Raw genomic sequence first — 9,553 nt, 5'->3', positions numbered from 1 at the left:
CCCAGGCCGCCGAGCGGCGTGATGCGCAGACCGCCCTCGGCGAGCGGCGGCGGGGGACCGAGTTCAGGGTGCGGATGACTCAAAGGTTTTCTCCTTACCGCGCATGCCAGAGGGCCCCTCGTGGGGGCCGTGGCCGGCGCGACGCTGTTCCGGTGTTCTCGTGGTGCTGTCGCGTTCGGAATTCTTTTCCGACGTTGACGTGTTCGTGGTCCGGCTGTGCGCGGACCGACGGCTCGGGTGCTCCTCCGCGGTCCGCGCGTGACCCGTGGGGGCCCGGCTGGTGCCGCGGAGTACTGCTGTATTCAGTTGTGAAGTCCTGTGGTGCTCCGCGCGTGCTCAGAGGTGTACCCCGCCGGCGGCGAGATCCTTCCTGAGCTGCTCGGTCTCTTCCTCGTCGAGGGGGACGAGCGGGAGGCGGAGCGGGCCTGCGGGCAGTCCGCGCAGCGCGAGGGCGGTCTTGGTGGTGATGACGCCCTGGGCGCGGAAGACGCCGGTGTAGACGGGCAGCAGGCGCTGGTGGATCTCGGTGGCCTTGGCGACGTCGCCGCTGGTGAACGCGTCCAGCAGGGCGCGCAGCTCGGGGGAGACGAGGTGGCCGACGACGGAGACGAAGCCGACCGCGCCGATCGACAGCAGCGGCAGGTTGAGCATGTCGTCGCCGGAGTACCAGGCGAGGCCGCTGCGGGAGATCGCCCAGCTCGCGGCGCCCAGGTCGCCCTTGGCGTCCTTGTTGGCGACGATCCGGGGGTGCTCGCCGAGCCGGACCAGGGTCTCCGTGTCGAGGGGGACGCCGCTGCGGCCGGGGATGTCGTAGAGGACGACCGGCAGGCCGGTGGCGTCGGCGATGGCCGTGAAGTGCCGGTACAGGCCCTCCTGCGGGGGCTTGCTGTAGTACGGCGTGACGGTGAGCAGGCCGTGGGCGCCGGCGCGCTCGGCCTGGCGGGCGAGGGTGACGCTGTGCGCGGTGTCGTTGGTACCGACGCCGGCGACGACGTGGGCGCGGTCGCCCACGGCTTCGAGTACGGCTCGGACCAGCCGGTCCTTCTCGTCGTCGCTGGTGGTGGGCGACTCTCCCGTGGTGCCGTTGACGACGAGTCCGTCGTTGCCCTGGTCCACGAGGTGGGCGGCGAGTCGCTGTGCGCCGTCGACGTCGAGCGCGCCGTCGGCGGTGAAGGGCGTGACCATGGCGGTCAGCACCCGGCCGAAGGGCGCGTCAGGGTTGGTAGTCGGAGCCATGCGTCCCACGTTACTGGGTGGGTGTGCGGCCGCGCAGCCACGGTCGCCGCGCCTGTGGACGACGGGGCCCGCGATGAGGACTCCGGCGCTGCCTGCTCGGGGGTTCAAGCAGCACCGGAGTCCGTTTCCGCAGCCTAGATGAACTTCGTGAATACCTGCAATCCGAACACTTCGGACATTTACTACGGGGCGACTCGGCCGTTCGCGTTGAACGCGGCGTGCGTGAGCGGCATCAGCTTCGCCCACTCCGCCTCCATCAGCTCCCCGACCATCTCGATCTCGCGCTGCGGGAACGACGGCACCCGGGCGAGCTCGTGCTGCGTCCGCAACCCGAGGAAGTGCATCAGCGACCGGGCGTTGCAGGTCGCGTACATCGAGGAGAACAGGCCCACCGGCAGCGTCGACCTGGCCACTTCCCTGGCCACGCCGGCCGCCAGCAGTTCCTGGTACGCCGCGTAGGACCGCTCGTAGGACTCCGCCATCACGGCGAGCGCGGCCTCCCGCTGCTCCGCGCTCCCCCGCACGAACTCGTACTTGCCCGGCCGCCCCTGCTGGACCAGCTTGCGCTCCTCCCCCGGCACGTAGAACACCGGCTGCAGCTCCCGGTACCTGCCGGACTCCTCGTTGTACGACCATCCGGCGCGGTGGCGCATGAACTCGCGGAAGACGAAGATCGGGGCGCTGACGAAGAAGGTCATCGAGTTGTGCTCGAAGGGGCTGCCGTGGCGGTCGCGGACGAGGTAGTTGATCAGGCCCTTGGAGCGGTCGGGGTCCTTGGTCAGCTCCTCGAGGGACTGCTCACCGGCCGTGGAGACCCGGGCCGCCCACAGGACGTCGGTGTCCGACGCGCTGTGCTTGACGAGCTCGACCGTCACGTCGTCGCGGAAGCGGACGGGGGCCGGGGTGGGCGCGGCGGCCTCGGTGGACGGCTGGTCGGTGGACACCGGCGGGTCCTTCCTGTTGTCTGTTGTGCGCCGCTCAGCTTATGGGGTGGGTCCGGCGGGCAGCCGCGGGCGTCCGCGGACCCGGAGCTTGGCCGCCGGTGGCCCGGACGGATAACCTCACCCGTCATAGTCCCCGCACCGCACAGCAGCCGAAGAGGATCCTCCGCGTGTCCTTGCCCTTCCGCTCCGCAGCCGCCGTTGACGACGAGTACGCGACCGGCCGTCCGCTGCCGCACGACCTGCGGGACCGCTGGATGCGCCCGTACCGCCCCGGCCCCTGGCGGGTCGCGGTCGCCGCTCTGGCGCTGATGCTCGCCGCCTACCTGCTGTTCGCCGCGCTGATCATGGTCGCGGCCAAGAGCGTGCAGGGGGCGGGCGTGCTGGTGCTGCTCGCGGCCCTGGTGATCGCCGGCACGCTGCGGCTGCTGCGGATGGGGGTGTGGCTCAGCGGCAAGGGGCTGCGGCAGGTGGGGTACTTCGCCACGGTCACGGTGCCCTGGCAGCAGGTGACCTCGGTGCGTACCGCGCAGCAGCCGGTGCGGGTGCTGGGACTGCCGCGCAGCGTGCAGGGACAGGCGCTGCTGATCTCCCGGCGCGGGAGCGCGTTGCGGCCGCTGATGACCGACCACAACGCGGACTTCCTGGGGCGCACCGAGGCGTTCGACATCGCGGCGGACGCCATCGAGGGCTGGTCGCTGGAACTGCGCTGACCGCCCGCTACCTCGGGTCCTCCGCCGCCCGCGGCGCCGCACCCACCGGCCCGGCGGCCGCCTCGGCGTCGTGCAGGCGGATGGCGCGCTGCATCGCCTTGCGGGCCCGCGGGGTGTCGCGGGCGTCGAAGTAGGCGACGGCGAGGCGGAACCAGTTGCGCCAGTCGTCGGGGGCGGCCTCGGTCTCGGCCTGGCGCCTGGCGAAGACCGCGTCGGCCGAGGCGCGGTCGATACGGCCGCTGGGGGTGCGGGTCAGCTCGTCGACGGGCAGGCCGCCCTCCGCTTCGAGTTCCCGGCCGAGCCGCCCCGCCTGGCGGGCGAACTGGGTGGTGTGCCAGAGGAACCAGGCGCCGATCAGCGGGAGCACCAGCACGGCCACCCCGAACGCCACGGTGACGGGCCGGCCGTCGGCGATCAGCAGCACCCCGCGGTCGCCGACGAGCACGAAGTAGAAGACGAGGACGATCGCGGAGACGGTGTAGCTGAGCTTGGCGCGCATCGGGTTCAGGCTCCCTGGTGCCCGGTGGCCGCGGAGCCGTCCGCCGCGCCGGGCCCGTCGGTGAGGAAGTGCTCCAGGCCGAAGGTGAGCCCGGGCACGGTGGGGACGGTGCGGACCGCGAGCAGGATGCCGGGCATGAAGCTGCTGTGGTGCAGCGAGTCGTGGCGGATGGTGAGCGTCTCCCCCGTGCCCCCGAGCAGGACCTCCTGGTGCGCGAGCAGGCCGCGCAGCCGTACGGAGTGCACCGGGACGCCGTCGACGTCGGCGCCGCGGGCTCCGTCGAGGCCGTGGGTGGTGGGGTCGTGCTGCGGCGGACGGCCGGCCTCGGAGCGGGCGGCGGCGATGAGCTGCGCGGTGCGGGTGGCGGTGCCGCTGGGCGCGTCGGCCTTGTTGTCGTGGTGCAGCTCGATGACCTCGACGGACTCGAACCAGGGGGCCGCCTGCTGGGCGAAGCGCATGGTGAGGACGGCGCCGATGGAGAAGTTGGGGGCGATGAGCGCGCCGGTGCCGGGCGAGGCGTCGAGCCAGCCGCGCACGGTGTCGAGCCGCTCGGGCGTCCAGCCGGTGGTGCCGACCACGGTGTGGATGCCGTGGCCGACGCAGAACTCCAGGTTGCCGAGGACGGAGTCGGGATGGGTGAGTTCGACGGCCACCTGGGCGCCGGCGTCGGCCAGCGCCTCCAGTGGGTCGCCGCGGCCGAGGGTGGCGACCAGGTCGAGGTCGTCGGCGGCCTCGACGGAACGGACCGCTTCCGAGCCGATCCGGCCCTTCGCACCGATGACGGCCACGCGCAGCTTGCTCATCGTTGGGGAGTCCTCCGGGTGTAAGGGTCACGCAGCAGGGCGTGCGGGTGTGACACGGTGCCGGGACGCGCCTGGGGCGGCCCGGCGGCTACGCGATCGCCTCGTGCAGCCGCGCGGCCTGCTTCTCCTTCACCGGCCCTATGACGGCGAGCGAGGGGCGCTGCCCCAGTACATCGCGGGCCACCTCGCGCACCTCCCCCGGGGTCACCGCGGCGATCCGGGCCAGCAGGTCGTCCACGGACAACTGCTCGCCCCAGCACAGCTCGCTCTTGCCGATCCGGTTCATCAGGGCGCCGGTGTCCTCCAGGCCCAGCACGGTGGAGCCGGAGAGCTGGCCGATGGCACGGCGCAGTTCCTCGTCGCTGAGGCCGTGCTCGGCGACGTGGTGCAGTTCGTCGCGGCAGATCTTGAGCACGTCCGGCAGGCGGCGCGGCTGGCAGCCGGCGTAGACGCCGAACATGCCGCAGTCCGCGTAGGAGGAGGTGTAGGAGTACACGGAGTAGGCCAGGCCGCGCTTCTCCCGGACCTCCTGGAAGAGCCGGGAGCTCATGCCGCCGCCGAGCGCGGTGTTCAGGACGCCCAGCGCCCAGCGGCGCTCGTCGGTGCGGGACAGGCCGGGCATGCCGAGCACGACGTGGGCCTGCTCGGTGCGCCGGTCGAGGATCTCGACGCGGCCGCCGCCGCGGATGGTGCGCTTCCCGGCGCGCGGCGGCTTCGGTACGGCGTCGGGGTCGGTCAGGGCGCCGGCGCGTTCGAAGGCGCGGCGGACCTGGCGGACGACGGTGGCGTGGTCGATGTTGCCCGCGGCGGCGACGACGAGCCGGGTGGGGTCGTAGTGCTTGCGGTAGAAGCGGGCGACCTGGTCGCGGGTGAGGGCGTTGACGGTGTCGACCGTGCCGAGGACGGGGCGGCCGAGCGGGGAGTCGCCGAGGAGCGCGGTGGTGAACAGGTCGTGCACCTGGTCGCCGGGGTCGTCCTCGGTCATGGCGATCTCCTCCAGGACGACGCCGCGCTCGGCGTCGATGTCCTCCTGGCGGATCAGGGACCCGGTGAGCATGTCGCTGACCACGTCGATGGCGAGCGGCAGGTCGGTGTCGAGCACCCTGGCGTAGTAGCAGGTGTACTCCTTGGCGGTGAAGGCGTTCATCTCGCCGCCGACGGCGTCGATCGCCGCGGAGATGTCCAGGGCGCTGCGCCGGTGCGTGCCCTTGAAGAGCAGGTGCTCCAGGTAGTGGGTGGCACCGCCCAGCACGGGGGTCTCGTCGCGGGAGCCGACGCCAGCCCAGATGCCGAAGGTCGCCGAGCGCACGGTGGGCAGCGTCTCGGTGACGACGCGCAGCCCGCCGGGCAGCACGGAGCGGCGTACGGTGCCGGTGCCGTCGCTGCCGGGCAGCAGGGTCCGCGTGCGGACGGCCCGCCCCTTGGTGGAGGGGCGGGCCGTCACTGCGGTGGAGCGGGTCGTCACTGGGCCGACTCGTCCTTCTTGTCCGCGTCGTCCTCTTCGCCCTCGATGACCGGGATCAGCGAGAGCTTGCCGCGCTGGTCGATCTCGGCGATCTCGACCTGCACCTTGGCGCCGACGCCGAGGACGTCCTCGACGTTCTCGACGCGCTTGCCGCCGGCGAGCTTGCGGATCTGCGAGATGTGCAGCAGTCCGTCCTTGCCGGGCATCAGCGAGACGAAGGCGCCGAAGGTGGTGGTCTTCACCACGGTGCCCAGGTACCGCTCGCCGACCTCGGGCATGGTCGGGTTGGCGATCTGGTTGATCGTCGCCCGCGCCGCCTCGGCCTGGGAGCCCTCGGTGGCGCCGATCAGGACGGTGCCGTCGTCCTCGATGGAGATGTCGGCGCCGGTGTCCTCCTGGATCTGGTTGATCATCTTGCCCTTGGGGCCGATGACCTCGCCGATCTTGTCCACCGGGATCTTGATGCTGATGATCCGCGGCGCGTTGGGGGACATCTCGTCCGGGGAGTCGATGGCCTCCATCATCACGTCGAGGATGTGCAGGCGGGCGTCGCGGGCCTGCTTGAGGGCCGCGGCCAGCACCGACGCGGGGATGCCGTCGAGCTTGGTGTCGAGCTGGAGGGCGGTGACGAACTTCTTGGTGCCGGCGACCTTGAAGTCCATGTCGCCGTACGCGTCCTCGGCACCGAGGATGTCGGTCAGCGCGACGTAGTGCGTCTCGCCCTCGATCTCCTGGGAGATCAGGCCCATGGCGATACCGGCGACGGGGGCCTTGAGCGGCACACCGGCGTTCAGCAGCGACATGGTGGAGGCGCAGACCGAGCCCATCGAGGTGGAGCCGTTGGAGCCGAGCGCCTCGGAGACCTGCCGGATCGCGTAGGGGAACTCCTCGCGGGTGGGCAGGACCGGGATCAGGGCGCGCTCGGCGAGCGCGCCGTGGCCGATCTCGCGGCGCTTGGGGGAGCCGACGCGGCCGGTCTCGCCGACGGAGTACGGCGGGAAGTTGTAGTTGTGCATGTAGCGCTTGCGGGTCTCGGGCGCGAGCGTGTCGAGCTGCTGCTCCATGCGGAGCATGTTGAGGGTGGTGACGCCCAGGATCTGGGTCTCACCGCGCTCGAACAGCGCCGAGCCGTGCACCCGCGGGATGGCCTCGACCTCGGCGGCCAGGGTGCGGATGTCGGTGACGCCGCGGCCGTCGATGCGGACCTTGTCGCGGATGACGCGCTGGCGGACCAGCTTCTTGGTCAGGGCGCGGTAGGCGGCGGAGATCTCCTTCTCGCGCCCCTCGAACTGCGGCAGCAGCTTCTCGGCGGCCAGGCCCTTGACCCGGTCGAGCTCGGCCTCGCGGGCCTGCTTGCCGGGGATGGTGAGCGCCTGCGCGAGCTCGCCGGTGACCGCGGACTCCAGCGCCTCCAGCACGTCGTCCTGGTAGTCCAGGAAGACCGGGAACTCGGTGGTCGGCTTGGCGCCCTTGGCGGCCAGCTCGGACTGCGCCTTGCACAGCACCCTGATGAACGGCTTGGCGGCCTCCAGGCCGGCGGCCACGACCTCCTCGGTCGGCGCCTCGACACCGCCCTCGACGAGCTTGATGGTGTGCGCGGTGGCCTCGGCCTCGACCATCATGATCGCGACGTCGCCGTCGTCGAGCACGCGGCCGGCGACGACCATGTCGAAGACGGCCTCCTCCAGCTCGCTGTGGGTCGGGAACGCCACCCATTGGTTCTTGATCAGCGCGACCCGGACACCGCCGATGGGGCCGGAGAAGGGCAGGCCCGCGAGCTGCGTGGAGCAGGAGGCGGCGTTGATGGCGACCACGTCGTAGAGGTGGTCGGGGTTGAGCGCCATGACGGTGCAGACGACCTGGATCTCGTTGCGCAGGCCCTTGACGAAGGACGGGCGCAGCGGGCGGTCGATGAGCCGGCAGGTGAGGATCGCGTCCTCGGAGGGGCGGCCCTCGCGGCGGAAGAAGGAGCCGGGGATGCGGCCGGCCGCGTACATGCGCTCCTCGACGTCCACCGTGAGGGGGAAGAAGTCGAAGTGCTCCTTGGGCTGCTTCGAGGCGCTGGTGGCCGACAGCACCATGGTGTCGTCGTCCAGGTAGGCGACCGCGGAGCCGGCCGCCTGACGGGCCAGGCGGCCCGTCTCGAAGCGGATGGTGCGGGTGCCGAAGGCGCCGTTGTCGATCACGGCTTCGGCGTAGTGGGTCTCGTTCTCCACTATCTGGTTTCTCCTCGTCCTTGCCCGCAGGGCGTGTCCCTGCCGGGCCTTCGGTGGAGTCGCGTCGTCCCGCCGGGGCCGGTCTTCGATCGAAGCCTCCGGTGGCGGCTGCCACCTGGGGGCCACTACCGAGGACCGGCGTATGCGGCGGTTAGGAGGACGCTCCTCCTCGTTCGTCTGTCAACGGCTCCCATTGCATCAGACACGGGCCGGATCGCGCACGCAATGCGCGCGGCCCGCGCGGTGCCGCGGGAACCGCCGAACGGCTGCTCGAAGCCGCCGTTCGGAAGGTCGTACGGAAAAGGGAGCGGTCCCGTTGGACGGGAACCGCTCCCTGGTCGGCTTCCTAGCGGACGCCAGCCGCACCGGCACGGATGCCGAGGCGCTCGCGCAGCTCACGGAAGCGCGTGATGTCCTTCTTGGCCAGGTACTGCAGCAGACGGCGGCGCTGGCCGACCAGGATCAGCAGACCACGACGCGAGTGGTGGTCGTGCTTGTGGGTCTTGAGGTGCTCGGTCAGGTCCGAGATCCGGCGCGACAGGAGCGCGACCTGGACCTCGGGGGAGCCGGTGTCGCCCTCCTTGGTGCCGAACTCGGCGATGATCTGCTTCTTCGTCTCGACGTCGAGCGACATACGGACTCCTCAGGGTGTCTACGGCCTCCGAGCGCCCCCGGTCCACTTCGCGGGGGAATCTCACATGACTCGCAAGGCTCTGCCACGTGGTGCGTGCACACACGTGACCGTGACCCAGGGTACCAGGGCACGTCGACCGTCCTACCCGCGGGTCACCCCGGGTGGACGGCGCGGCCGGCGGCGGGCCCGGCGCGGCCGGCCTGCTGCGTGTGGACCGGGTGCGCCGGGTGGCCGGCCGGGTGGTCCGCCGGAGGGTCGACCGGGTACGCGGGCGGGTACGGCGTGCGGCCGGCCTGGGCGGCGCGGGCGGCGCGCAGCCGCCGGAACGCGGTCGGCGGCCGGCCGCAGGCCACCCGCGACTCGACGTACTCCTTGACGAGTTCCGCGCACTCGCGGGGGGACGCGGTGCCGGTGTCGCACTCGAAGTCGTACAGGCCGTGCGCGTGGACCCGGGTGTACTGGTAGGCGGCGAGGCCCGGCGGGCGGTCGCCGCGCGCCTCCTCGCGGCGCTTGAGCTCCGGCAGCGGGCAGTGCACGCCGATCAGGAAGACCTCGACGTCGGCCATGACGGTCAGGCAGTCGTCCAGCCGCCACGGCTCGCTCAGCACGTGGTCCAGGACGAGGTCGTTGCCCGCGGCGGCCATTCCGGCCGCGGCGCGGTGGAATCCCATCCGGGTGCGGGTGAGCACCGCGTCGAGGGCCTCGGGGGCGACCTCCTTGGGCGCCCGCATGGCGTTGATGCCGTCGACCGGGAAGTGGAAGTAGGGGTCGCCGTCGAGGATCGCCAGAAGCTCACGGGCGATGCTGGACTTGCCCGAACTGGATGTGCCGTTGAGGAAGATGATCCGGCCGGGACGCATGCGGACGATCGTATACGCGCATAGCTCCGCCGTATACGCGCATAGCTCCGCGGCGCCGGAAGGGCGGCGGGGCGGCGGCACCGGGCGCGGGCGCGGGGCGGGCGGGCCCCAGGTGTCCGGGGCGATTCGGGCGGGAAGGAGCGGAAAGGGTGTCCGAACGGCCTGACGGCGTACGGCGACCGGCTA

Annotated in this window: 10 protein-coding genes (1 of these 10 cut by a window edge); 1 reads left to right on the top strand and 9 read right to left on the bottom strand. The window is 71.7% G+C overall.

The window, feature by feature from the left end; all coding sequences use genetic code 11:
* The 3 genes from RVR_RS27215 to thyX form a co-directional block, all read right to left on the bottom strand.
* Nucleotides 1-83, bottom strand: the beginning of a protein-coding gene (locus tag RVR_RS27215) for a ribonuclease J (RefSeq protein ID WP_202236524.1). It extends 1,603 nt beyond the left edge of the window; 83 of the gene's 1,686 nt are visible here — the first part of the coding sequence; its start codon is at nucleotides 81-83; its stop codon lies off the left edge, out of view.
* 253 nt (nucleotides 84-336) lie between these two features.
* Entirely contained in the window at nucleotides 337-1,236 is a 900-nt protein-coding gene (dapA, locus tag RVR_RS27210; protein ID WP_202236523.1) for a 4-hydroxy-tetrahydrodipicolinate synthase, read from the bottom strand.
* A gap of 182 nt (nucleotides 1,237-1,418) precedes the next feature.
* The gene (gene thyX / locus RVR_RS27205) at nucleotides 1,419-2,180 is read right to left on the bottom strand and encodes an FAD-dependent thymidylate synthase (RefSeq protein WP_202236522.1); all 762 of its coding nucleotides are present in this window, start codon (nucleotides 2,178-2,180) and stop codon (nucleotides 1,419-1,421) included.
* 167 nt (nucleotides 2,181-2,347) lie between these two features.
* On the opposite strand from thyX, the gene RVR_RS27200 reads away from it, so the two are divergent.
* Nucleotides 2,348-2,890: a hypothetical protein gene (locus RVR_RS27200; protein ID WP_202236521.1), complete on the top strand. Its 543-nt coding sequence runs from the start codon at nucleotides 2,348-2,350 to the stop codon at nucleotides 2,888-2,890.
* Between the two features lie 7 nt (nucleotides 2,891-2,897).
* On the opposite strand, the gene RVR_RS27195 is transcribed toward RVR_RS27200, so the two are convergent.
* The 6 genes from RVR_RS27195 to RVR_RS27170 form a co-directional block, all read right to left on the bottom strand.
* Nucleotides 2,898-3,389: a tetratricopeptide repeat protein gene (locus tag RVR_RS27195; RefSeq protein ID WP_202236520.1), complete on the bottom strand. Its 492-nt coding sequence runs from the start codon at nucleotides 3,387-3,389 to the stop codon at nucleotides 2,898-2,900.
* A 5-nt stretch (nucleotides 3,390-3,394) separates the two neighbouring features.
* Nucleotides 3,395-4,192, bottom strand: coding sequence for a 4-hydroxy-tetrahydrodipicolinate reductase (gene dapB, locus RVR_RS27190; RefSeq protein ID WP_202236519.1), 798 nt, complete (start codon nucleotides 4,190-4,192; stop codon nucleotides 3,395-3,397).
* An 88-nt stretch (nucleotides 4,193-4,280) separates the two neighbouring features.
* Nucleotides 4,281-5,657 (bottom strand): M16 family metallopeptidase, encoded by a 1,377-nt coding sequence (locus tag RVR_RS27185; protein ID WP_202236518.1) that lies wholly within the window; start codon nucleotides 5,655-5,657, stop codon nucleotides 4,281-4,283.
* On the bottom strand, nucleotides 5,654-7,873 hold the full coding sequence (locus RVR_RS27180) for a polyribonucleotide nucleotidyltransferase (protein ID WP_202236517.1): 2,220 nt from the start codon (nucleotides 7,871-7,873) through the stop codon (nucleotides 5,654-5,656). Before RVR_RS27180 ends, RVR_RS27185 begins: the two co-directional genes overlap by 4 nt.
* A gap of 346 nt (nucleotides 7,874-8,219) precedes the next feature.
* Nucleotides 8,220-8,507, bottom strand: a complete 288-nt coding sequence (rpsO, locus tag RVR_RS27175) for a 30S ribosomal protein S15 (protein ID WP_033173003.1) — start codon at nucleotides 8,505-8,507, stop codon at nucleotides 8,220-8,222.
* Nucleotides 8,508-8,659: 152 nt separating this feature from the next.
* Entirely contained in the window at nucleotides 8,660-9,367 is a 708-nt protein-coding gene (locus tag RVR_RS27170) for a chloramphenicol phosphotransferase CPT family protein (RefSeq protein WP_202236516.1), read from the bottom strand.
* Nucleotides 9,368-9,553 lie beyond the last annotated feature (186 nt).

Source organism: Streptomyces sp. SN-593 (assembly GCF_016756395.1).
In the GTDB taxonomy this organism is placed as follows: domain Bacteria; phylum Actinomycetota; class Actinomycetes; order Streptomycetales; family Streptomycetaceae; genus Actinacidiphila; species Actinacidiphila reveromycinica.
This window is presented reverse-complemented; position numbering and strand designations above follow the sequence as displayed.